This is a genomic window from Streptomyces speibonae (assembly GCF_984686075.1).
Window position 1 is genome coordinate 4,025,360 of record NZ_OZ480260.1, and the last position, 22,592, is coordinate 4,047,951.

The window sequence follows — 22,592 nt, forward strand, 5'->3', positions numbered from 1 at the left end:
ATTCCTGACAGGTGTGAAATGTGACGCCCGTCACGTCGCCCGTCGCACCGCGCCGGGCGGCTCAGAGGGCGACGCGCACCAGGGGTTCCCCGTGCTCGGTGGCCGCCCAGCGCTCGGTCACCCGTTCGAGCTTGTCGGGGTTGACCTGGTTCCGGACGGCGGCGATGCCCTCGCCGGTGACCTCCAGGCACATCACGCCGATGACCCGGCCGTCGACGACCACGACCGCGGCGGGGTCCCCGTTGGCGGTCGTCGCGTAGACCTCGGGGGTGGCGCCGCCGACCATGTCCCGCTTGGCCTTGCCCGGCAGGAACAGGCCGCGCAGGAACGTCGCGACCGCGCGCGCCCCCTCGAACGCCTTGGCGCGGGCCGGGACCTTTCCGCCGCCGTCGCCGACCGAGACGGCGTCCTGGGTGAGCAGCCGCACCAGCGGCTCGGTCCGGCCGCTGGTGGCGGCGGCGAGGAACTCGTCGACGATCCGGCGGGCGGCGGCCTCGTCGATCTCCGTACGGGCCCTGCCCCGCGCGAGGTGCTTCCGGGCGCGGTGGAAGATCTGCTGACTGGCCGCCTCGGTGATGTCGAGGATCTCGGCGATCTCCCGGTGCCCGTACTCGAACGCCTCCCGCAGCACGTACACGGCCCGCTCGTTCGGCGTGAGCCGCTCCAGCAGGACGAGGACCGCGTACGACACCGACTCCCGCTGTTCGGCGGTGTCGGCGGGCCCCAGCATCGGGTCCCCGGCGATCAGCGGCTCGGGGAGCCACTGCCCCACGTAGGTCTCGCGCCGCGCGCGGGCGGAGGTGAGCTGGTTGAGGCACAGATTGGTGAGCACTTTGGTCAGCCACGCCTCGGGCACCCGGATGCGGTCGACGTCGGCGTCCTGCCACCGCAGGAACGTCTCCTGCACGGCGTCCTCGGCCTCGCTCGCGGAGCCGAGCAGCCGGTAGGCGATGGCCTCCAGCCGGGGCTTGGAGACCATGAACCGCTCCACGTCACGCGCGCTCAGAGCCATGCCCGGATCCTACGACTTCACGCCGCCGTCCCCGGCAAGGGTGTGGGCCACCGGAGTGCCCGCCTCACGAAGTGAGGCCGATCTCCGTGCAGGCCTCCGCGTAGGGCTCGGTGCAGATGTCCTCGGCGGTGTAGACGCCGTCCTGGATCACCGTCTCCTCGATGTTCTGCTTCGTCAGGGCGACCACCGGGACCAGCATCGCCGGGACGTCCTTGTGCGTGGGGCTGTCGATGCGGTCCCCGGCGAGGGCGTCGAACTGGATCGAACGCTCCTGCACCTTCGCCACCGCCATGTCCGCGGCCCCCGTCGCCTCCAGCAGGAAGGACTTGTACACCGTCATGTACTGCCTGCCCGCGACGATCCGCTGCACGGCCGCGAGGTCCGCGTCCTGCCCGGTGACCGGCGGCAGATCGGTGACGCCCGCGTCCTCCAGCACCTCGATGACGGCGCCGGCCATGCCGTCGTTCGCCGAGTACACCGCGTCGAGCTCGTCGGCGCCGACCTTCTTGAGTGCCTCGCGCATGTTCTCCGCGGCGACCTCGGGCAGCCACTCGTCGGTGTCGTACGTCCCGACGATGTCCACCCTGCCGTCCAGCTCGCTCATCGCGCCCTCCTTGAACAGCCCCGTGTTCGGGTCGGCGGGCGAGCCGTTGATCATGACGACCTTGCTCTTTGCGGCGTCCTCACCGAGCGCTTCCACCAGAGCGCGGCCCTGCACCTGGCCGACGAGTTCGTTGTCGTGCGACACGTACGCGTCGATCGGCCCCTGGGCCAGGCGGTCGTAGGCGATGACGGGTATGCCCGCCTCCTTCGCCTTCTTCACGTCGGACGCGACGGCCGCGGCGTCGACCGCGGTCACCAGGATCACGTCGACGCCGTCGGCGATCATCCGCTTGAACTGCTCGCTCTGTTTGTCCTTGCTGCCCTCGGCGTTCGCGTGAACGAGCTTGCCCTGGTTGTGGGTGACGGAGGCGAGCCGCTGCTCGATGAGCGGGTGGTCGAACTCCTCGAAGCGCGTCGTCTTCCTGTCGGGCATCAGCAGGCCGACGGTGATGTCGTAACGTCTCGCCTCTCGTCCCGAGGCGTTGTCGCTCGCGTCGTCCAGGCCGCAGCCGGCGAGCGCCAGGGTCGACAGCGCAGCGGTCAGGAACAGGACAGAGCGGCGCACGGAGTTGGTACGGGGGTTCACAAGAAGGCCTTCCGGGCGAACGTGCGGCATGGGCGACCAAGTGACTGGATAGCCAACGCGCACCGCGGTACGACGTCAAGTGCAACGATCAACTCTTACCTGAAAGGTTGTCATTAATTGCCGTTACGTGGGAGTTTGTGACGTGATGCGCCCCCCCGTTCACCGCCTTCCCGCGGGTCACACAGAGAATGGGCGCAGGAGAGACACACGGGCTGCACACAGTGCATCGTGGCCCTGGCTAGCGTGGTCGTTCCCCCTCCGTGCCCTTCGCCTCCCGGGCGGTCGGTACGTCAACTCAGGAAGACAGCGGATGGACTACTGCTCCACGTGTCGCCGGCATCTGAACGGCGCCCTGGTCTGCCCGGGCTGCGGTGCCTACGCACCCGACATCGCGCCCAGCCTCGTCGGCGGCCACACCGTCCCCGGTGCGGTGGGTGCGGCGGCCGAGCCCGCCGAGGCCGTGTCCGCCCCCGCCCCGCGGTCCGCTGACGGGGCGTCACCGGCGGCCGCGCCATCGGTCGCCGGTACCGGCAGGGCGGCGCGACGGCGGCAGCAGACCCGCTGGAGGAAGACCCAGCGGCGGGCCCTGGTCGCCACGGCCGTGGCCCTCGTGGGCGGCGGACTGACCGTCGCCTCGATGGACCGGGGCTCCGGGGACCGCGCCCAGGCCGCCACGGCACCCGACCACCGGGGGCTGGGCGGCGCGACGGGACCCGCGGACGGCACCACCGACCCGGGAACCACGCCCGCCTCCCCGGACCGCACGCCGCGGTCGCCGGCCGGCGACGACGAGCAGCGCCGGGCCCGGACCGGAGGCACGCAGGCGTCCCCCGCCCCGTCCCGCACCCACACCGACGGCGCCACCGAGGGGCGTACGGAGGTGACGCCCGAGTCGCGCACGACCGCCCCGGAGTCCGTCTCCCGCTCCGGCGCCCGCGCCGATGCGCGCGGGAACGCGGGCTCCGGCGCCGACACGGGCACGGAGTCGGGGGCGGGCTCCGCGTCCGGTTCCGGCACGGCCACCACCCCGCCGACGACGCCGCCCCCGGCCGCGGACGACGGCGACGCGTCCGGCGGCTCGGACCGGGGCGAGAGCACCCAGCCGGCCCCCGCCACCCCGCCGGCCGGCGAGACGGAGTCCGACCGGCTCTGCCTCCTGGTGCTCTGTGTGGGCTGACCGGTCCTCTGCGTGGGCCGACGGATCCTCTGCGTGGGCTGACCCGCCGCGCGCCGGACGCCGTCCTTGCGGCACCATCGGGACATGAGCATCGTGAAGATCAATGTCCTCACCGTTCCGCCCGAGCAGCGCGAGACGCTGGAGCAGCGGTTCGCCGCGCGGGCCGGGGCGGTGGAGAGTTCGGACGGCTTCGAGTGGTTCGAGCTGCTGCGTCCGGTGGAGGGCACCGACACCTACCTCGTGTACACCCGCTGGCGCAGCGAGGAGGACTTCCGGCGCTGGGCCGCCGGCCGGGGGCAGGCCGCCCACGGGGCCCAGGGCGACAAGCCCCGCCCGGCGGCCACGGACGCCACGCTCTGGTCGTTCGAGGTGGTCCAGCAGGCCGCGCCCAAGGAGGGCTGACTCCCCGTCGCCCGCCCCGCCTCAGCGGAGGGCTTCGAGGACGCGCCGGGTGGCCTCGGCGACCAGCGGGTTGCTCGGCTCCGCGTCCCGGTCGGGACGGTCGGTCAGGACGGCCAGCACCAGCGGGGCGCCTCGCTCCGGCCACAGGACGGCGACGTCGTTGGCCCGGCCGTAGTCGCCGGTCCCGGTCTTGTCGCCCACCTTCCAGCCGCGGGGGGCGCCCGCCCGGATGCGCTCCCCGCCGGTGGTGCTGCCCACCAGCCACTCCGTCAGCAGCGTCCGCTTCGCGGCCGGCAGGGCGTCGCCGACGACGAGGGCGCGGTAGTCGGCGGCGACGGCCCGCGCGGTCGTGGTGTCCCGGGGGTCCTTCGGCGGGTTGCCGCCCAGATGGGGTTCGTACTGGTCCAGGCGGCTGACGGAGTCGCCGAGTCCGCGCAGGTAGGCATTGAGCGCGGCCGGGCCGTCGAGGTCGCGCAGCAGCAGGTTGGCGGCGGTGTTGTCGCTCTCGCGGACGGCGGCGTCGCAGAGTTCCCGCAGGGTCATGCCGGTGCCGGTGTGCTTCTCGGTGACCGGCGAGTAGGTGACGAGGTCGTCGCGGGTGTAGCGGACGCGCTTGTCGAGGCGGGAGAGCGGGCCGCGGTCCATGACGGCGGCCGCGGCGAGGGTCTTGAAGACGGAGCAGATCGCGAAGCGTTCGTCGGCGCGGTGGACCACGGTGGCCCCGGTGCCGGTGTCGACGGCGTACACCCCGAGGCGGGCGCCGTACTCGCGTTCGAGGCCGGGGAGGCTCCGGGGGGTGACCGGGGCGGGTGCGCCCCGGCCCGAGGAGGGCGAGGACGGTGCCGCGGTGCCGTCGCGGCCCTGCTCCTCGCCGGTGGCGCACCCGGCCACGGGAGCGAGGGCCGCGGCCAGCAGCAGGGCGCGGCGGGAAGGCTGTGAGGTCACGAAGGACGCTCTCTTTCGTTCGGTGCGGTCAGGACTCGGGGACGGCGGACAGCAGCTCGCGGATCACCGGCCCCGCCGAGCCGCCGCCGGTGACGCCCTCCTCGACGACGCAGGCCACGGCCACGTTGCCCCGGTGGGCGACCATCCAGCCGTTGTTGTCCTGCTCGTCGGAGACCTCGGCGGTGCCGGTCTTGGCGCCGATCTCGCCGGGCAGGCCGGCCAGGACGCGCGCGGTGCCCTCGGTGACCGTGGCGCGCATCAGTGCGCGCAGCTGGGTGACGACCTCGCGGGGCAGCGGGGTGGTGCGGGTGGTGTCCTCGGTGCCGTCGACGAGCGTGGGCTGGTGGAAGGTGCCCGACACGGCCGTCGCGGTGACCGACGCCATGATCAGCGGATTGGCCTGAACCCGGCCCTGCCCGATCATCGACGCGGCCTTCTCCGTGGCGTCGCGCGGCACCGGCACCGAGCCGTCGTAGGAGGGGATGCCCACGTGCCAGGTCTGGCCGACCCCGAAGTACTTCTTCGCCACGTCCCCGAGCTCGCCCTCGCCGAGTTCGCCGCGCAGGCTGATGAACGCGGTGTTGCAGGACTCGGTGAAGTCCTTGCGGAAGGTGGCGCCGGGGTGTTCCGACGTCTCCACGTTCTGGAAGCGCTTGCCCACCGTCAGGTACTTGGGGCAGTCCACGACGTCGTCCGGTGCCACGGCGTCCTTCAGCAGCAGGGCGCTGCTGGTGACGATCTTCCAGGTGGAGCCGGGGGCGTAGGTGCCGGAGACGGCGCGGTTGAAGCCTGCGGCGGGCGAGTTGGCCACGGCGAGGATCTCGCCGTCGTCGATGCGCAGGGCGACGAGCGCGGCGTTCTTGGCGTCGGCCCGCTCCAGGGCACGTTCGGCGGCCGCCTGCCAGCGGGCGTCGAGGGTGGTGCGGACGGGGCCGTCGTCCCCCCGGGGCTTCTCGCCGCCGAAGGACGCCTCCGTGCGCTCGATCTCGCCGGTGGCCCGGTCGACGAGGTGCACCGCGCCGCGCGGGCCGCCGTCCGCGGCCCCGGCGAGCTGGGCGAGGACCGGCGCGAGGGAGGGGTGGGTGGTGCCGGTCAGGGTCTCGCCGTCGCGGTCGGTGGCCTCGACGGGCGCGCTCTCCTCGCGCTCGAGGCGGAACTTCTCCGTGTCGCTGAGTCTCGGGTGGACGACCGACAGCTTCCACTCCACCTTCCAGGTCCCGTCGTCCTGCTCCCGCAGCGGCAGCTCCGAGGTGTACGTCCAGGTGCCGAGGCCCTTGACGGGCATCCGCGCGGTGAAGGGCACGGTGAGGGTGCCGTCGTCGCCCTCCTGGGGTTTCCCGGCCGTGAGCCGCGGTTTCTCGATGTCGAGCCCGGAGGTGAAGCTGCCCAGGATCTGCTCCGCGCGGTCGGGTCCGGTGGTGCGGGCGGCGGCGTCCGGCAGCCGTCCGGCCGCCCAGTCGGCGAGGAACGCCCGGGCCTCGGACACCGCCTCGGGATCGGGTCCGGTGTCGTTCTCGAAGGGGCCGAGGCCGGCCGCGTACGCGCCGCCCGCCGCGACCGCGGCCACGACGGCCACGGCGGTGAGGGACCTGGCAATTCTGCGCGGGCGGCGGGGGCCGCCCGGGGAGAGGTCGGGATAGGTGTTCATGCTCCGACCCCAGCAGGGGGTGGCACCGTGCGTCCAAGACCGATATGGATCATGAAACGATTAATACTCGATATGATGACTGGTCGTGGACCTGGTGCGGCACCTGGAGTGCTTCGTGGCTGTTGCAGAAGAGTCACACTTCGGGCGTGCCGCGGCCCGTCTGGGGATGGCGCAGCCGCCGCTGTCCCAGCGCATCCAGCGGCTGGAACGGGAGCTGGGCGTGCGGCTGTTCGAGCGGACCAGCCGCAGTGTGACGATCACCGAGGCGGGCCGGCTGCTGCTGACCGAGGCCCGTGAGGTCCTCGCCCGCTCGGAGTCGTTCCTCGCCACCGCCCGCCGGGTGCGCGACGGCGAGACCGGGCTGCTGCGGGCGGCGCTCCCCCCGGACCTGTCCGGCCCGACCGTCGCCGCCCTGCTCGCCGACTTCGAGCGCCGCCGGTCCGGTCTGGAGCTGGAGCTGCACGAGCTGTCCACCGCCCAGCAGCTCGCCCGGCTCGCGGCCCACGAACTCGATGTCGGCATCGTCCACCATCCGTGTGACGTGGCGGGCCTGGAGCTGGGACCGGTGCTGCGGCGGGAGCTCGGTGTGCTGCTGCCGCGCGGGGCCCGGGCGGCCCGGCTCGAGGAGGTGCCCCTGGCGGCGCTGAGCGGCCACGACCTGATCCTGTTCCCGCGCTCCGCGGCCCCGGCCCTCTACGACGACCTGCTGACCACCTGCGCCCGCGGCGGCTTCACCCCGGCCGCCGTGCGCCACGGCCAGGGCGACAGTTTCGTACGGGGCCTGGTCCTGTCCGCCGGGGCCGTCGCCCTGTGCCCGCGCGATGCCAGGCCGCCGTCCACGGGGGAGACGGATGTCGTCTGGCGTCCGCTCACCGGCGGGGCCCCGGCCCTGCGGCACTCCGCCGCCTGGCCCGCGGGGCGCGGCGACGCCGCCGTGCACGCCTTCGCCGAGGCGGCCACCCACGCCCTGCGCACCACCGCCGGCGCGACCACCGACGCGCCGACCCGTCCGCTGCACCTGCGACCGGCATCGGAGTTCTGGCTGTGACCGACGCCGTGGCCCGCATTCACGCCGCCTTCGCCGACGCCGGCGTCACCGGCCGGCTGCACGCCGTCGGCATCGACTCCGGGGTGCAGCTCGACGCCGGGGCGGACCGGCCGGTCCCCACGGCCAGCGTCCACAAGCTGTGTCTCCTGGTCGCGCTGCACGCCCAGGACGCGGCGGGCCGGCTCGACCTGACCGAGCAGGTGGAGTGCCTGCCCGCCGACCGCACCGCGGGCCCCACCGGAGTGGCCGCGATGTTGGACACGGCCCGGCTGTCCCTGCGCGACCTGGCCTATCTGATGATGGCGGTCAGCGACAACGCCGCCGCCGACCTGCTGCTGCGCCGGGTGGGTCTGGACGCCGTGAACGCCACGACGGCCCGGCTGGGCCTGACCCGGACGCGCGCGGTGCACTCCTTCGGCGAGATGCTCGCGATGGTCAGGGAGGACGCCGGTCCGAACGGCGCCCGGGCGCTCGCCGACCCCCATGTGATCACCCGGCTGCGGGCGCTGGATCCGGCCCGCACCAACCGCAGCACCCCGCGCGACCTGACCCGGCTGCTGGCCGCCGTGTGGCGGGACGAGGCGTGCACGCCGGAGCACGGCGCGGCGATGCGCCGGATCATGGGGCTCCAGGTGTGGCCGCACCGGCTGGCCTCCGGTTTCCCGTTCGACGACGTCCATGTCGCCGGCAAGACGGGCACGCTGCCGACCCTGCGCAACGAGGTGGGCGTCGTGGAGTACCCGGACGGGGGCCGTTACGCCGTCGCCGTGTTCACCCGGACCGCGCACACCGCCGCCACTCTTCCGGCGGCCGACGCGGTGATCGGAACGGCGGCGAGAATCGCGGTGGACGCGCTACGGGCGGAGGAGTCGCGCACACGCCGGCGGGCGGGGAATAACGCGGAATAAACGCCGGACGGGTGATGCGGAAAAACAAGGAGCAGGGCCCCGCACGTGACGTGCGGGGCCCTGCTCTCAAACCCTGGGTTCGGGTCAGGCGGGAACGATGTTCTCCGCCTGGGGGCCCTTCTGGCCCTGGGTGACGTCGAAGGTCACCTTCTGGCCTTCCTGGAGCTCACGGAAGCCCGAGGTGGCGATGTTCGAGTAGTGGGCGAACACGTCAGCGCCGCCGCCGTCCTGCTCGATGAAGCCGAAGCCCTTTTCCGAGTTGAACCACTTCACCGTACCGGTGGCCATATAAATCTCCTGAGACAGTGTCGGAACTCGCACTTTACGAATCCCTACATCGTCGCGATGATCACCTGCCCGGAGACCCGGTAGCAAACTGGCAACCACAACTGCAACTGACGTCAGCCTAGCACGGGAAAGGGCCGCGGCAAGCAAGGAAAATCACTTGAATAAAACACCGACGGCGTGTTTGGGAAAGAGATTTTCCGCAGCGGAAGCGGTATTTCTGTTCCGGCGGCGACAGATTTTCACCCGGGTCGGCGCACCGCGTCCGTCCCCCGCCCGCGGAGCTCCTCGTTGGCCCGCTCGGCCTGCTCCAGCTGCTCCTCGAGGCTGATGATGCGGCACGCGGCGTCGACCGGGGTGCCCTGGTCGACCAGCTCACGGGCCCGGGCGGCCAGCCGGAGCTGATGGCGCGAGTAGCGGCGGTGGCCGCCGTCCGAACGCGTCGGCGTGATCAGCCCCACCTCGCCCAGGGCGCGGAGGAACGCGGGTGTGGCTCCGACCAGTTCCGCGGCCCTGCCCATGGTGTAGGCCGGGAAATGATCGTCGTCGAGCCGGTCGGCGACGGGGAGCCGGTCCTGGTCCGGCTGCCGGCCGTCGGCGTACGGCTGACCTTCCGAGGGCATGCGCACCTTTCCGCGGACCACAACGGCACGGTCCGCCACGGGGACGGGTTTCCCCGGAAGAGAACTCTAGTCGCCTCGGCGGAAAAACTGCCGCGGCCGGGACAGATGTCCACGGCTAGGTGCGCGCTCGCGTCCTCTTCTCGTCCGCCGTCCGGGTGCGGTGCGGGCCCATGTCGGCGAGTACGGCTCCGAGTTCGGCCTCGGTGAGGGCGCTGCCGGGCAGGGGCGGCGGCGCGGCCGGGCCGGCCCGCAGGCCGTCGAGGAACAGCGCGAGGGGGCGGTGCCAGGCGTCGGGGGCGGTGGCCGCGGTCAGGGGCGGGACGGCGCGGCCGAGCGCGGCCAGGGCGAACAGCAGGTCCTCGGTGGTGACGTCGGGGCGCACGGTGCCCTGCGCCCGCGCCCGGTCCAGCAGCAGGCCCACGGTGTCGCGGTTGTGGGCGTGCACGGCCTGGAGGACCTCGACGTCCGGCAGACGGGTGGTCATCAGGTCGTTGGTGCCGCGATCGGCCGCAAGGGTGGCGAAGACGGCCCGGAGGTAGCCGGTCAGGCCGGTCCAGGCGTCCGGGGCCGTCCGGGCGCGCTCGCCGGCCGCCATGGTGCCGGTCAGCTGGTCGTGGAAGACGGCGTCGACGAGGGCGGCGCGGGTGGGGAAGTGCCGGTACAGCGTCGCGTTGCCGACCCCGGCGCGGCGCGCGATCACGTCCAGCGGGGCGTCGAGGCCCTGCTCGGCGAAGACCGCGTGCGCCGCGTCCACCAGCCGGTCCCGGTTGCGCCGCGCGTCCCGCCGCCGCCGGGGCGCGGGTGCGGTGGGCTCTTCACCCTCGGTCATCGTCTTCCTCCGTACGAAGCGGGGAGCACTCCCCGACCGGATGCTATCGTCACCGAAAGAAACGGGGACCACTCCCCACTTACCTTCGGCACGGAGAGGACGGCGACGTGCGAGCGCCCACCCTTCAGGAACTGTCCCCCGACGGCCACGACCCGGCCGCCGACCCGTTCCCCGTGCTCGCGGCACTGCGGCAGCAGGGCCCGGTGCACCGTGTGCACGTCCCGGGGAGCGGCGACGCCTGGCTGGTGGTGACGCGGGAGGCGGCGCGGGCCGCGCTGACCGATCCCCGGCTGCGCAACGACATCCGGCACTCCGCCACCTGGGAGACCGACGGCGGCCACGCCATCGGCCGCAACATGCTGCAGAGCGACCCGCCGCACCACACCCGGCTGCGGCGGCTGGTGGCGGGCCGGTTCACCCCGGGCCGGATCGCCGCCCTGCGTCCCGGCATCGAGGCCGTGGCCCGCGGGCTCCTCGACCGGCTGCCGGAGACGGGCGGCACCGACCTGGTGAGCGGCTACGCGCTGCCGCTGCCGGTCACGGTCATCTGCGGCCTCCTCGGCGTCCCCGAGGCCGACCGCGCGGCCTTCCACACCTGGTCCAACGAGCTGGTCATGCCCACCGGTGAGGAGACCGCCGGCGCCGCGGGCGCCGCGCTGGCCGGCTATCTCACCGGCCTGATCGCCGAGAAGACCCGCACCCCCGACGACTCCGTGCTCGCGGACCTGGCCGGGGACGCCGAGGACCGCCTGCCCCCGGAGGAGCTCCTCGGCATGGCCTTCCTCCTCCTCGTCGCCGGGCACGAGACGACGGTGAACCTGATCTCCGCGACGGTGCACAGCCTGCTGACCCACCCCCGCCAGCTCGATCTGCTGCGCGCCGACCCGGACCTGACCGGCGCCGCGATCGAGGAGTCGCTGCGCTTCAACTCCCCCGTCCACTCGGCCGCGTTCCGCTTCGCCGCGGAGCCTCTGGACCTGGCCGGCACCCCGGTCGCCGCCGGTGACTCGGTGCTCGTCTCCCTGGCCGCCGCCTCCCGCGACCCGCTCGCCTTCCCCGACCCCGACCGCTTCGACATCACCCGCCGCCCCCAGGGCCACCTCGCCTTCGGACACGGCGCGCACCACTGCCTGGGCGCCCCGCTGGCCCGCGCCGAAGGCGCCGTCGCCCTCCGCCTCCTGCTGGAACGGCACCCCCGTCTCGCCCTCGACGCCGCCCCGGAGTCCCTCGTCTGGCGTTCGAGCACGCTGCTGCGCGGGCTGACCGCGCTCCCGGTGCGGCCGGGCCGGGCGGCCGGGCGCCCCTGAGGGCCGGCCTCCCCGGGCGTCCCCGGAGCCGACCCTGAGGCGTCCCCGATCCGACCCTGAGATGTGTCAGAAATCTTTGACAGGTCCCTCCGGGGCCTGTCAGCCTTTTCTGACAGGTACGAGGGAAAGGGGCCGCGATGCCCGAGGTCCCGCCGCCGGCGCCCACGGGTGACGCGCTGCTGAAGGTGCTCACCGCGCTCGGCAACCCGCACCGCATGCGGATCGTCGCGGCGCTCCTGGAGAACCGCACCTATGTCAGCGCGCTGGCGCGCGAGATCGGCATCAGCCGCCCGCTGCTGCACATGCATCTGCAGCGGCTGGAGGCCGCGGGCCTCGTCACCGGCACGCTCGAAGCCGCGGAGGACGGCAAGACCATGAAGTACTACGACGTCACGCCGTTCGTCTGCGAACTCACCCCGCACACCGTCGCCCGCGCGGCCGCGACGCTCACCGACGCCGAGGCGGACACCGCCGGCCGCACCCCGCAGCAGCCGGACCGAAGCGCGAAAGAGGAAGCGAAGTGAACGACGAACTGGTGACGCAGGCCGCAGGAGCCGACGAACTCGGCGTCCTGGTCGGAGCCGTCGGCGCGGCCGGGTTCTTCGCCCTGCTGATCGTCATCGTCTGGCAGGTGGCGGCCACCTGGCGCGCCCGGATGCTGGCCGCGCGCGAGGAGCAGTACAAGGAGCTCGCCACCCGGTACGCGCAGCTCCTGGAGGACACCGTGGAGCTGCAGCGCCGCACCACCGACGAGCAGCGCCAACTGCTGGACGAGCTGACGCAGACCCGGCTGGCGGTCGGCTCGATGGAGAAGATGATGCGCGAGATCGAATAACGGCACCCACGCGTGCGCCACAGGCGTACGGCCGGGAGCTGCAACTCCCGGCCGTACCGAGGAAGCACACGCCCCGGACACACCCCTTCCCGTCGCCACGGCAGGTCGTCACACCCTGTGCGCCGTGGTGCGGGTTCCGTGCGCCCCGCGCCGGCCGTCACCGGCCGGCGGTGCGCTCCACACGAAGGAGACTACTCATGCGTGCCCAGTTGCAGCGCTTCGCTCGTGCGCCCGGCGGGCGTCGCGGCAAATGGATGGTGCTGGCGGCCTGGCTGATCGTGGCCGTCGCGCTCGGCCCGCTCGCCGGGAAGCTCGGCGACGTCGAGGAGACCGGCCCCAACGCGTTCCTCCCGCACGGCGCCGAGTCCGCGCGCGTCAACACCGAGCTGGAGAAGTTCCGTACGGACCCGGTGATGCCCGCGGTCGTCGTCTACACCGGCGAGGGCGCGCGGGAGGCGGCGGACGCCGACCGGCAGGGCCTCGCGCGGTTCGTCCCGGCGGACCGGGAACTGACCGGGCCGATCCCGTCCGAGGACGGCCGCGCGCTGATGACGGTGGTCCCGCTGGACAGCGAGGACGAGATCACCGACAAGGTCGACGAGCTGCGCGAGATCGCCGGGGCCAACGCGCCGCCCGGCACGGACGTCGCGGTCGGCGGTCCCGCCGCCTCCCTCACCGACAGCGTCGCCGTCTTCGACAGCCTGGACGCGACCCTGATGATCGCCACCGGGCTGGTCGTGACCGTCCTGCTGCTGATCACCTACCGCAGCCCGGTGCTGTGGCTGTTCCCGCTGCTGTCGGTCGGCTTCGCCGCCGTGCTCACCCAGGCCTCCACGTATCTGCTCGCGCGGTACGCCTCGCTGCCCGTGGACCCGCAGAGCGCGGGCGTGCTGATGGTGCTGGTCTTCGGCGTCGGCACCGACTACGCGCTGCTGCTCATCGCCCGCTACCGCGAGGAACTGCACCGGCACGAGGACCGGCACAGGGCGATGCGGATCGCCCTGCGCCGCTCGGGCCCGGCGGTGCTCGCCTCGGCCGGCACCATCGCCGTGGGCCTGGCCTGCCTGGCGCTCGCCGACATCAACTCCTCGCGCTCGCTGGGCCTGGTCGGGGCGGTCGGCGTGGTCTGCGCCTTCCTCGCCATGGTCACGATCCTGCCCGCCCTGCTCGTCCTGGCGGGCCGCTGGGTCTTCTGGCCGTTCGTCCCCCGGTACGGCACGCCCGCGCGCAAGGCGCGCACCGTGTGGTCGCGCATCGGGACCGCGGTGGCCCGGCGTCCGCGCTGGTCGTGGCTGATGACGGTGGCGGCCACCGGGGTGCTCGCGCTGAGCGCCGCCGGGATCTCCCTCGGGCTCACCCAGTCGGAGATGTTCCAGGACAAGCCCGAATCGGTCGTCGCGCAGGAGCGCGTCTCCGAGCACTACCCCTCGGGCTCCTCGGACCCGGCGCAGGTCGTCACCCGGACCGCCGCGGCCGAGGAGGTCAGGTCCGCCGCGGCGCGGGCCGACGGGGTGGCCCGGGTCGAGCCCGGCGGCGAGCGCACCTCCGACGGCTCGCTCACCACCCTCTCGGTGGTGCTCGAGGACGCCCCGGACAGCGATGCCGCCAAGGACACCGTCGACGTCCTTCGGGACGCCGTGCACGCGGTCGACGGGGCGGACGCCCTGGTGGGCGGGACCACGGCGGAGAGCCTGGACACCGCGCGGGCCGCCGACCGGGATCTGACGACGGTCGTGCCGGTCGTGCTGCTCGTCGTCCTGGCGGTGCTGATCGGGTTGCTGCGGGCGCTGGTCGCCCCGGTGCTGCTGCTCGCCACGGTGGTGCTGTCGTACCTGGCGGCGCTCGGCGGCTCCAACCTGCTCTTCGAGCATGTGCTGGGCTACGCGGGCGTGGACTGGTCGATCCCGCTGATGGGTTTCGTGTTCCTGGTGGCCCTCGGCATCGACTACAACATCTTCCTCATGCACCGGGTCCGGGAGGAGACCGGCCGCCTGGGTTACGCGCGGGGTGTCCTGGAGGGACTGACCAGCACGGGAGGCGTCATCACCTCCGCGGGCGTGGTGCTGGCGGCCACCTTCGCGGTGTTCGCCGGGCTGCCGCTGGTGACCATGGCGCAGATGGGCGTGCTGGTCGGCCTCGGCGTCCTGCTGGACACGTTCCTCGTGCGTACGGTCCTGGTGCCGGCCCTCGCGCTGGACCTCGGCCGCTGGTTCTGGTGGCCCGGGCGGCTGTTCCGGGATCCGCCGCGCGACGGGGCGCAGACTCCCGCCGCGGACGCTCCGGAGGCGGTGGCGACGGCCTCCGGGACGCGGGCGTAGCACGGCGGCGGATGCGGGAAGGCCGGGGCCGGGCCCCGAGCTGCACACGTGGGGACGCGACGGCCCGTCCCGGCCTTCCCTCTGGCCGCAATCTGCCACGCCCCGGGCCGGGCCGCCCACCGGGACGGGCCGAACGAGGAAACGGGCGGACAGGCGCCCAGGGGAGGACCGACCATTCGGTCACATCGGATCGTCACGGTGCATTACAGAGCATCACTGGGCATCACTGGGCACCTCGGGAGCTTTATCACACTTTCTGGGCCATACTCGGAAACATGGACACGGCAACGTATGTACAACTGGCCGCGAATGAGCACCGGTGGGCCGTCCTCGCGGCGTTCATCGGCGGGCTGATCGTGGCCGGCGCACTGGTCTGGGCCGTACGTGTCGGAATGCGGTACATGGATCGCGAGGAGCCCCGTCCCCGGCCCGAGGACCAGCCGAAGCTGCCGGAGGGCGGTGCGGTCCACGAGGTGCGGGAGATGCGCGAGCCGGACGAGATTCCGAGGATGGACAAGACCGGGTCCCGGCTCATGCCCTACGAGCTCCATCACGCCGCCACCCGGACGGGCAAGGACCAGACCCGCAAGCGCTGGCTGCCCGGATCCAGCGGCGCCTTCGGCAGTGGAGGTCCCGGGCACGTCTGAGTCACGGCACGCTTCAGGCAGGCGGGTCGGCCTGGCCCACGGTGATCTGCACCTGCTCGCCGACCGCGCTCACCCCGTTCAGGGCGGCGGCCGCCTGGAGCCGGTTGGGGCCGTCGGGGAGCGCCCGGGCGGGAGTGCAGGTCCAGTGGCCGTCGGCCCCCGCGGTGTCCGTGCACACCTCGGTGCCGTCCTTGTCGGTGACGGTGACCTGGGCCCAGGGGTGGGCCGTACCGGAGACCGCCGGCCGGGCGTCCAGCGGCACACCGGACTCGGGGCGGGCCAGGATCGGCGGGGCGAGCCCCACGGTCACCTGGCAGCCACCGGTCGCCCGGACCTCGCCGCGCGCGTCCGCGAGCCGCAGGACGCAGCCGGTCAGCCGGGTCCCCGGCACGGCGTCGGCGGGCACCGACAGCACGAACGGGAAGGTCCGCCCCAGCCACGGCCGCTCGGCCGAGGCGGCGGTGTAGCCGGCGGTACGGCCGTCGGCGGCCACCGCGCCCCGGTAGCCGGGCGCTTCCAGGGGGACGCCCGTCACGCGGGTCCCCTCCGGCGCGGTGAGCGTCAGCGTGGAGCCGGTGGCGAGGGCCGGTCCCGTGAAGCCCGCGGCCTCGACGACGCCGTCCCGGCCGGGCGGGATCGTCACGTCTCCCCACAGCACACGCGCCTGCGCGGCGGGAGCGGGACCGTCGGCCGCGGCGGACGCCCCGCCCGGCATCAGCCACGCACCGGCGAGCGCCCCGGCCGCGACCACCGCGGCGGCTGTCTTCCTTGACCTGTTCATCGTCGGCGGGCTCCCTGTACGGCCGTCACGGACAAACCCCCCACCGATACTGCCCCTCCCCCCACCCCCACCGCCCCCACGGCACACCCACCCGAGTGACCCCACCCGAACCGCCACCACGCCCGGCGCCGAAGGGGCTCACCAGGTTTCCGCCCGGGTCACTCGGCTCGGGGCTCGGCCTGGGGTGGGCGCCGTGCCCGGGCCCGCCGCCCATGTCCGTCCCCTGGCCACCCGTACCGGCCGTCGGCGCGCCCCGGACGAGCGAACCGGCCGGAAACCCCGGCGAGCCCGCCAGGCCCACCGCATCACCGCGTCGCCGCGACCGGGCACGACTCCCGCGTCCGGCCCCCGGCCGCCCGCACCGACCGCCCGCGCGCCGGCACCAGCGGCACACGGGTCGCCGGCCGCCCGCATCAGCTCGCCGTATCGAGCCGGGCGCCGCGCGCCTCGCCTACCGCCCCGACCGACTGGGACCCCAGGAGGGCCGGGCCGCCGCAGCCGGGCGGCTGGTCGGCAGCCGCGCGCACGAAGGCCGCCCGCCCCGGGCCGGGTGGGCGGCGCCCGTGTTCAGCGGGTCAGTGGGTGAGCCAGGCTGTTGTGTCCGGGGCCAGGCGGCCGTGGTGCAAGGGGGCGCTGGTGAGGACGATTTCGCCGGCGGGGAGGTCGACGGGGTCGGCGGAGAGGTTGGCCACGCAGCGCCAGCCGTTGCCGCGCTCGAAGTGGAGGACCCCCGGCGGAGTCCCCTCCGCCCAGGTCAGCGTCTCGCCCTCCAGCAGCTTGCGGCGCAGCCGCAGGGCCGTGCGGTAGAGCTCCAGCGGCGAGCCCTCCACCCCGTCCTGCGCCTCGACGGCGTACTCGGCGAAGGAGGGCGGCTGCGGCAGCCAGGCGCCGCCGGGCCCGAAGCCGTACGACGGCCCGGTGGTGGTCCACGGCAGCGGCACCCGGCAGCCGTCGCGGCCCTTGCGGACGTGTCCCGTCTGCTCCCAGATCGGGTCCTGGAGGACCTCGGTGGGCAGGTCGGCGACCTCGGGCAGCCCGAGCTCCTCACCCTGGTAGACGTACGCCGAGCCGGGCAGCGCCAGCATCAGCAGGGTGGCCGCGCGGGCCCGGCGCAGTCCGGCGTCGGTGTCGACGGCGGGCGCGTGGCCGCCGGAGAGCAGCCAGGCGTTGCTGTCGGTGCCCGGCGGCAGCATCAGCCGGGAGGCGTGCCGGACCACGTCGTGGTTGGACAGCACCCACGTCGCCGAGGCACCCGCCGCACGCGCGGTCTCCAGGGACTCCGTGATCACCTGCCGGAGTTCGTCCGCGTCCCACGCGGCCTGCAGATACTCGAAGTTGAAGGCCTGCCCCAGTTCGTCCGGGCGGGCGTACAGGGCGCGCCGGGCGCCGGGGACCCAGGCCTCGGCGACGGCCATCCGGGGCGGGGAGTACGCGTCGAGGATCTTGCGCCAGTCGCGGTAGATCTCGTGCACCTCGTCGCGGTCGTAGAACGGGTGCGTGCCGGGCGGGAACTCGCCGAGGGCGTCCTCACCGCTCCGCTCGGGCGTGCCCAGGTCCCGCAGCGGCTCGCTGAGATCCTTGGCGAGGGCGTGCGCGACGTCGATCCGGAATCCGTCCACGCCCCGGTCGGACCAGAACCGCAGGGTGGTGCGGTAGTCGTCGCGGACGTCCTGGTGCCCCCAGTTGAGGTCGGGCTGCTCGGCGGCGAAGAGGTGCAGGTACCACTGCCCGTCCGGCACCCGCTGCCAGGCGCTGCCGCCGAACACGGACTGCCAGTCGCTGGGCGGCAGCTCGCCCCGCTCGCCCCGGCCGTCCCGGAAGACGTAGCGGTCGCGGGCGGGCGAACCCGGACCCGCGCGCAGCGCCTCCTGGAACCAGACATGCTGGTGGGAGGTGTGGTTGGGGACGATGTCGACGATCACCTTCAGCCCGAGCCGGTGCGCCTCGCGGACCATCGCGTCGAAGTCGTCGAGGGTGCCCAGGCGCGGATCGACGTCCCGCGGGTCGGCGACGTCGTAGCCGCCGTCGGCGAGCTCGGAGGGGTAGAACGGGCTCAGCCACAGGGCGTCGACGCCCAGCGCGGCGAGGTGGGTGAGGCGCCGGGTGATGCCGCGCAGGTCCCCCAGTCCGTCACCGTCGGCGTCGGCGAAGCTGCGGGGGTACACCTGGTAGACGACGGCCTGCCGCCACCAGTCGGGGTTCCGGGAGGAGAGGTCGGGCGTGGCGTCGGGCACGGGGTGCGGGGGCCGGGGGTCGGACGTGGGGGTGCGATCGGTCACGCGGTCTCCTCTGGGTGCGTGCGGGTACCGGCAGAGAATCTGTCCACACCACCGTAAAAGTGAACACTCCGGCGACAGGGAGCGTTTCCGCTGTGTCGCGGAGCACGTCGAGGGCCCCGTCCGGACACGGTGCGCCGGGCGCCTCCCGGCGAGGGCTACGCGGAGGGGCGCGCCACCGTCGTCAGGTACAGGCGTACGTACCGCTCGACGTCCACGTCCAGGCCGACGTCCACGAGCGGCTGCTCCCGGACGCCCTCGTGGAGCTCGGACTCCCCGGCCCGGGGACGGCGGTCGACCACGGTCTGGCCGCGGGCCGGGCCGGGCGCGAGGGAGACCTCCACCGGCAGGCGGTGCGTGGTCAGCCCCAGCGGGTCGGCGACCGCGCACAGCGCGCCCGCGTCGCCGAGCCCGCCGGCGTCCTCGGCGGGGTCGTCGGGGCGGCTGCCCGGGTGGGCGGGGCGGTGGGCGAGCAGGTCGCCGGCCAGCCGGGTGCCCGGTTCCGCGCTCGCGCGCAGCCGCCGCACCTCCGCGCCCGGGACCACGACCTCGGTGAACACGTCCAGGCCGTACATGGTGATCGGCACGCCCGCGGTGAGCAGGATCGCGGCGGCCTCCGGGTCGTGCCACACGTTGAACTCGGCGACCGGCGTGGCGTTGCCCGCGCCCGCCGCGCCGCCCATGAACACGATCCGCTCGATGTTGCCGGTGACCTCGGGGTGGCTGCGCAGCAGCAGGGCGATGTTGGTGAGCGGGGCGGTGGGCACGAGGGTGACCGGGCGCGGGGAGGCGAGGATCTCGCGGCGCAGCAGGGTCACCGCGTCCACACCGGCGGGGGCGCGGCGCGGGGCGGGCAGTCCCAGGTCGCCCATGCCATCGTGGCCGTGGACGTGACGGGCGGAGCGCGGTGCCTCGATCAGCGGGCGCTCGGCGCCCCGCGCGACCGGGACGTCGGGCGCGCCCGCCGTCTCCAGCACGGTCAGCGTGTTGCGCACCACGCCGTCCACGTCGGTGTTCCCGGCGACACAGGTCACCGCGCGCAGGTCGATCCCGGGGTGCCGCACGGCGAACAGCAGGGCCAGGGCGTCGTCGACCCCGGTGTCGCAGTCGATGATCACCGGGATGGGCCGGCCGTTCGTCACGTGGGGGACTCCTTCCGGGCGTTGGGGTGCCCGTCGACCCTACGCGGCGTCCCACAGGCCGGGCCCGCGCCGGTCCGCGCGCTCCCCGATCCGCCGCAGCAGTTCCTCCGCCGGCAGGGCCCCGGGCCGCCGCCCGTCCCGCAGCCGTACGGCGACCAGCCCGCCCTCGGCCTCCCGTTCCCCGAGCACCGCCTGGTACGGCACCAGCCGGGCCCGGCGGATCCGGGCACCCAGACTGCCCTCCGCGCCCCCCGCCACCTCCGCCCGCAGCCCCAGCTCACCGGCCCGCCGTACGACGGCGTGCGCCCGCTCCTCCTGCGCCGCGCCCACCGGCAGGACGGTCAGCTGCACCGGTGCCAGCCACACCGGGAGGGCGCCGCCGTGCGCCTCCAGCAGGTGGGCGACGGCCCGTTCCACGCTGCCGATGATGCTGCGGTGCACCATGACCGGGCGGTGCCGGGCGCCGTCGGGGCCGATGTGACGCAGGCCGAAGCGCTCCGGCTGGTGGAAGTCGATCTGCACGGTGGACAGCACGGGCGAGTACACGTGCCGGTACCCGGCCGCGCGCTCCGCCTCGCGGACGTACTCCTCCAGGGTGTGCCGGACGACGGCGCCGTCGGGCAGCCAGTAGGGCAGGCCCGCGCCCATCAGCGGGTCGGTGTCGAACAGGCCGGGCTCGCGGCCGAGACGTCGGTGGTCGTGCACGGTGGGCTCCTCGTGGCCGGGAGGCGAGCACCACGCGCGCGAAGCCCCGGGGCACTCGCCCCGGGGCTTCGTCAGTGGTCAGCTGTCAGCGCGCCGGGACACTCTCCGGCGTCGTCGTGCGGGACGCATGGGCGCGCTGCATGCGCCGGACCGTAGCAGGGGCCGGGGGTCACCCGCGAGCGGGTTTCCGTGCGGGCGGGCTCACCCGGACGGCTCGTCGCGCTGGTGGCGGGGGCGGCCCGGTGGTGCCGTAAGAGCACGTCACGTCGCGTCCGTTCACGGACGGCCCGGTCCCCCCAGGAGGCACCCTGATGACCCATGCCCCGGCCGCCGCCCGCGCCCTCCTCGCCTCCGCGCTGTCGGTGACCGCCCTGCTGACCGCGACCGCGTGCGTGGCCACCGACCGGAACGTGCCGCGCGCCCTGCCCGCGGGCGTCTCCCAGGCCCCGGAGCCGTCCCCCTCCCCGTCGGTGACGGCGTCCGCCGCCGCCTCCGCGGGCGAGCGGCCCGCGCCGTCCCCGCCCGCGCTGAGCGAGGCGCAGCTGCGGGACGCGCTGCTCACGGCGGCGGACCTGGGGGAGCCGTGGATGACGAGCCGGGGCGCGGCGACCTGGCGGGACGGCGTGCTCAAGGCGACCACCGAGGACCCGGACTGCCGCCGGCTCCTCGACGTTCTCTACACGGAGGAGCTGTTCGGCGGCCCCACCGGCCCGCGCGCCACCGTCACCCTCGACGACGCCTACAACGACGCCCAGCTGCGCTACCAGGTCACCGCCCATCCCCGCGCCGACGCCGACCGCGCCCTGAGCTGGCTGGGCACCCTGCCGGAGACGTGCGCGCACTTCGAGGCGGAGACGGCCCGGGCCGGCACGCAGCGCGTCGAGGTGTCCGCGCTGCCCCTGCCCGAGGCGGGCGACGCGCGGGCGGCGCTGCGGGTGCGGATGACCGGGGAATCCTCCGGCGGGGCCCCGGCGAACCTCACCGTCGACGTCGCGGCGGTCCGCGTCGGCGACGACACGATCACCCTCACGAACGGCGGTTTCGGCGCGGTGCTCCCGGAGGTCACCCAGGCCATGACCCAACTGGGCGCGGACCGCCTGAAGGAGGTCGGCCGGCGGGCCCGGGTACGCGTCTGAACGCGGGGCCCGCCGCCGTCAGCTCAGCCGGTCGACCGCCTGCTTGGCCTCGACCAGGTCCGCGCCCGTGTTCTCGCGGTACAGCTTGACCGCCTGGATCTGCTTGCCCTCGCGCACGAGGGCGCGCACCTCGTCCAGTCCCGGGATCTCTTCCTGGAGTCCCAAGTGCCCCATCACCACGTCGAGTTTGCGCTCGATGCGGGCGGCGCGGCGCTCGACCCGGGAGACGTGGCTCTGGATCGTCACGATGCCGAGGATGACGACGGAGGTGAGGAAGAGAACGGCTATGTCCATGGTCGCAAAGCCTATGCGGGCTCCGCGGTCAGCGGGCGTCGAAGCGCCGACGGCGGGCGACGACTTCGCGCGCGGCCTCGAGGACGGTCGCGCCCCGGGCGAAGGCGTCACCGCGCAGCCGCGCGAGCGCCTCGTCCGCGCCGACACCGAGCTGGGCCATGATCATGCCGACGGCCTGATGCACCCGGTCGTGGTCGGTGGCCAGTCCGCTCAGCCAGGGTTCACCGCCGTCCCGGGGGTCGTACGGCAGGTCCGTCAGCGCCCCCGTCATGACCCCGGCCACCACCAGGGCCGTGCGCAACTGGCCGTCGGTGAGCACACCAGGGGTGTCGCGGTAGAGGTCGAGGGTGCCGACGCAGACACCGGCGCCGCCGAGGGGGAGTGCGTACACGGCCCGTACGCCGGCCCCGAGGGCCTGCTGGGCGAAGACGGGCCAGCGGCCGGCGCAGTCGTCGGCGGCCAGATCGCCGACCAGCACGGGTGCGCCGGTCACCAGGACGTGACAACAGGGGCCGTCGCCCAGGGTGGCCTGGAGCAGGGAGAGCCGTGCGGCACGGGGGCCGGAGGCGGCGAGGTGCACGGGCATGGCGTCACCGCGCAGCGACACGCTCGCGCCGTCCACCGGCAGCAGGGTCACGGCGACGGCGCACAGCCGCCCGGGCACGGCGGCGGGGCCGGCCCCGCGCAGCTCCGCGGAGATCGTCTCGGCGACCCGCGCATACCGGTCCGGCTCCTCCGCCCCGCCCCCGGCACGCACACCCACCGCCCCCGACTACCCTTGCCCCGACCCCCAAAACCAACGCCCGCAACTGCGGGCAGTCGTGCCTCCCCCAGTGCCTGACGGGCCTGGGAGGCGCCCCCAGGGCGACACGGGTGGGCGATGGGGGTACCTCCCGCTCATGGGGGTACCTCCCGCTCATGGGGGTACCTCCCGCTCGAGCGAAGCCGAGAGTGGGGGAGGAGCCGAGAGTGGGGGAGAAGCCGAGAGTGGGGGAGGCACCCGGCAAGCGCGGGTGAGCGAAACCCACCCCCGGCCAGCCGCAGTGCACGGCAACAGACACGGCGCCGGACGGCGAGCCGCCTCG

23 protein-coding genes are annotated in these 22,592 nt (G+C 74.1%); 10 read left to right on the plus strand and 13 right to left on the minus strand.

Going from position 1 to position 22,592, the window contains the following annotated elements:
• Nucleotides 1–61: 61 nt before the first annotated feature.
• Both AC5L3C_RS18150 and AC5L3C_RS18155 read right to left on the minus strand, forming a co-directional pair.
• Entirely contained in the window at nt 62–1,012 is a 951-nt protein-coding gene (locus AC5L3C_RS18150; protein ID WP_493649898.1) for an RNA polymerase sigma-70 factor, read from the minus strand.
• A gap of 64 nt (nt 1,013–1,076) precedes the next feature.
• Nucleotides 1,077–2,231: a sugar ABC transporter substrate-binding protein gene (locus AC5L3C_RS18155; RefSeq protein WP_493649899.1), complete on the minus strand. Its 1,155-nt coding sequence runs from the start codon at nt 2,229–2,231 to the stop codon at nt 1,077–1,079.
• A gap of 280 nt (nt 2,232–2,511) precedes the next feature.
• On the opposite strand from AC5L3C_RS18155, the gene AC5L3C_RS18160 reads away from it, so the two are divergent.
• Nucleotides 2,512–3,378, plus strand: a complete 867-nt coding sequence (locus tag AC5L3C_RS18160; RefSeq protein ID WP_493649900.1) for an SCO2400 family protein — start codon at nt 2,512–2,514, stop codon at nt 3,376–3,378.
• An 84-nt stretch (nt 3,379–3,462) separates the two neighbouring features.
• Nucleotides 3,463–3,780 (plus strand): antibiotic biosynthesis monooxygenase family protein, encoded by a 318-nt coding sequence (locus tag AC5L3C_RS18165; RefSeq protein ID WP_493649901.1) that lies wholly within the window; start codon nt 3,463–3,465, stop codon nt 3,778–3,780.
• 21 nt (nt 3,781–3,801) lie between these two features.
• Here the strand turns inward: AC5L3C_RS18165 and bla are convergent, their stop codons facing one another.
• Nucleotides 3,802–4,725 carry a class A beta-lactamase gene (bla, locus tag AC5L3C_RS18170; RefSeq protein ID WP_493649902.1) on the minus strand — a complete coding sequence of 308 codons (924 nt, stop codon included), beginning with the start codon at nt 4,723–4,725 and terminating at the stop codon, nt 3,802–3,804.
• A 28-nt stretch (nt 4,726–4,753) separates the two neighbouring features.
• Complete coding sequence (locus AC5L3C_RS18175) at nt 4,754–6,373, minus strand: penicillin-binding transpeptidase domain-containing protein (RefSeq protein ID WP_493649903.1); 1,620 nt, start codon at nt 6,371–6,373, stop codon at nt 4,754–4,756.
• Nucleotides 6,374–6,458: 85 nt separating this feature from the next.
• On the opposite strand from AC5L3C_RS18175, the gene AC5L3C_RS18180 reads away from it, so the two are divergent.
• Both AC5L3C_RS18180 and AC5L3C_RS18185 read left to right on the plus strand, forming a co-directional pair.
• The gene (locus AC5L3C_RS18180; protein WP_493649904.1) at nt 6,459–7,421 is read left to right on the plus strand and encodes a LysR family transcriptional regulator; all 963 of its coding nucleotides are present in this window, start codon (nt 6,459–6,461) and stop codon (nt 7,419–7,421) included.
• Nucleotides 7,418–8,329 (plus strand): serine hydrolase, encoded by a 912-nt coding sequence (locus AC5L3C_RS18185; RefSeq protein ID WP_493649905.1) that lies wholly within the window; start codon nt 7,418–7,420, stop codon nt 8,327–8,329. Before AC5L3C_RS18180 ends, AC5L3C_RS18185 begins: the two co-directional genes overlap by 4 nt.
• An 84-nt stretch (nt 8,330–8,413) precedes the next feature.
• Here the strand turns inward: AC5L3C_RS18185 and AC5L3C_RS18190 are convergent, their stop codons facing one another.
• From AC5L3C_RS18190 to AC5L3C_RS18200, 3 genes are all read right to left on the minus strand, one after another.
• Nucleotides 8,414–8,617, minus strand: a complete 204-nt coding sequence (locus AC5L3C_RS18190; protein WP_004985680.1) for a cold-shock protein — start codon at nt 8,615–8,617, stop codon at nt 8,414–8,416.
• Between the two features lie 239 nt (nt 8,618–8,856).
• On the minus strand, nt 8,857–9,237 hold the full coding sequence (locus tag AC5L3C_RS18195) for a MerR family transcriptional regulator (protein ID WP_493649906.1): 381 nt from the start codon (nt 9,235–9,237) through the stop codon (nt 8,857–8,859).
• Nucleotides 9,238–9,352: 115 nt separating this feature from the next.
• Nucleotides 9,353–10,066 carry a TetR/AcrR family transcriptional regulator gene (locus AC5L3C_RS18200; protein WP_493649907.1) on the minus strand — a complete coding sequence of 238 codons (714 nt, stop codon included), beginning with the start codon at nt 10,064–10,066 and terminating at the stop codon, nt 9,353–9,355.
• Between the two features lie 107 nt (nt 10,067–10,173).
• On the opposite strand from AC5L3C_RS18200, the gene AC5L3C_RS18205 reads away from it, so the two are divergent.
• The 5 genes from AC5L3C_RS18205 (at nt 10,174) to AC5L3C_RS18225 (ending at nt 15,173) form a co-directional block, all read left to right on the plus strand.
• Nucleotides 10,174–11,373: a cytochrome P450 family protein gene (locus tag AC5L3C_RS18205; RefSeq protein ID WP_493649908.1), complete on the plus strand. Its 1,200-nt coding sequence runs from the start codon at nt 10,174–10,176 to the stop codon at nt 11,371–11,373.
• Between the two features lie 137 nt (nt 11,374–11,510).
• Complete coding sequence (locus AC5L3C_RS18210; protein WP_493649909.1) at nt 11,511–11,897, plus strand: ArsR/SmtB family transcription factor; 387 nt, start codon at nt 11,511–11,513, stop codon at nt 11,895–11,897.
• Nucleotides 11,894–12,208: a hypothetical protein gene (locus AC5L3C_RS18215; protein WP_164555668.1), complete on the plus strand. Its 315-nt coding sequence runs from the start codon at nt 11,894–11,896 to the stop codon at nt 12,206–12,208. Before AC5L3C_RS18210 ends, AC5L3C_RS18215 begins: the two co-directional genes overlap by 4 nt.
• Nucleotides 12,209–12,405: 197 nt before the next feature.
• Nucleotides 12,406–14,526, plus strand: coding sequence for an MMPL family transporter (locus AC5L3C_RS18220; RefSeq protein WP_493649910.1), 2,121 nt, complete (start codon nt 12,406–12,408; stop codon nt 14,524–14,526).
• Nucleotides 14,527–14,801: 275 nt separating this feature from the next.
• Nucleotides 14,802–15,173, plus strand: a complete 372-nt coding sequence (locus AC5L3C_RS18225; protein ID WP_125505246.1) for a DUF6479 family protein — start codon at nt 14,802–14,804, stop codon at nt 15,171–15,173.
• 13 nt (nt 15,174–15,186) lie between these two features.
• Here the strand turns inward: AC5L3C_RS18225 and AC5L3C_RS18230 are convergent, their stop codons facing one another.
• From AC5L3C_RS18230 to AC5L3C_RS18245, 4 genes are all read right to left on the minus strand, one after another.
• Nucleotides 15,187–15,954 carry an Ig-like domain-containing protein gene (locus tag AC5L3C_RS18230; protein WP_493649911.1) on the minus strand — a complete coding sequence of 256 codons (768 nt, stop codon included), beginning with the start codon at nt 15,952–15,954 and terminating at the stop codon, nt 15,187–15,189.
• 575 nt (nt 15,955–16,529) lie between these two features.
• Nucleotides 16,530–18,233 (minus strand): glycoside hydrolase family 13 protein, encoded by a 1,704-nt coding sequence (locus tag AC5L3C_RS18235; RefSeq protein ID WP_493649912.1) that lies wholly within the window; start codon nt 18,231–18,233, stop codon nt 16,530–16,532.
• Between the two features lie 155 nt (nt 18,234–18,388).
• On the minus strand, nt 18,389–19,372 hold the full coding sequence (locus AC5L3C_RS18240) for a nucleoside hydrolase (protein WP_493649913.1): 984 nt from the start codon (nt 19,370–19,372) through the stop codon (nt 18,389–18,391).
• Between the two features lie 39 nt (nt 19,373–19,411).
• On the minus strand, nt 19,412–20,077 hold the full coding sequence (locus AC5L3C_RS18245) for a His/Gly/Thr/Pro-type tRNA ligase C-terminal domain-containing protein (protein ID WP_493649914.1): 666 nt from the start codon (nt 20,075–20,077) through the stop codon (nt 19,412–19,414).
• A gap of 311 nt (nt 20,078–20,388) precedes the next feature.
• On the opposite strand from AC5L3C_RS18245, the gene AC5L3C_RS18250 reads away from it, so the two are divergent.
• Nucleotides 20,389–21,213 (plus strand): hypothetical protein, encoded by an 825-nt coding sequence (locus tag AC5L3C_RS18250; RefSeq protein ID WP_493649915.1) that lies wholly within the window; start codon nt 20,389–20,391, stop codon nt 21,211–21,213.
• Nucleotides 21,214–21,231: 18 nt separating this feature from the next.
• Here the strand turns inward: AC5L3C_RS18250 and AC5L3C_RS18255 are convergent, their stop codons facing one another.
• Entirely contained in the window at nt 21,232–21,507 is a 276-nt protein-coding gene (locus tag AC5L3C_RS18255) for a hypothetical protein (RefSeq protein ID WP_493649916.1), read from the minus strand.
• A gap of 28 nt (nt 21,508–21,535) precedes the next feature.
• Nucleotides 21,536–22,270, minus strand: coding sequence for a GAF and ANTAR domain-containing protein (locus tag AC5L3C_RS18260; RefSeq protein ID WP_493649917.1), 735 nt, complete (start codon nt 22,268–22,270; stop codon nt 21,536–21,538).
• Nucleotides 22,271–22,592: the final 322 nt, after the last annotated feature.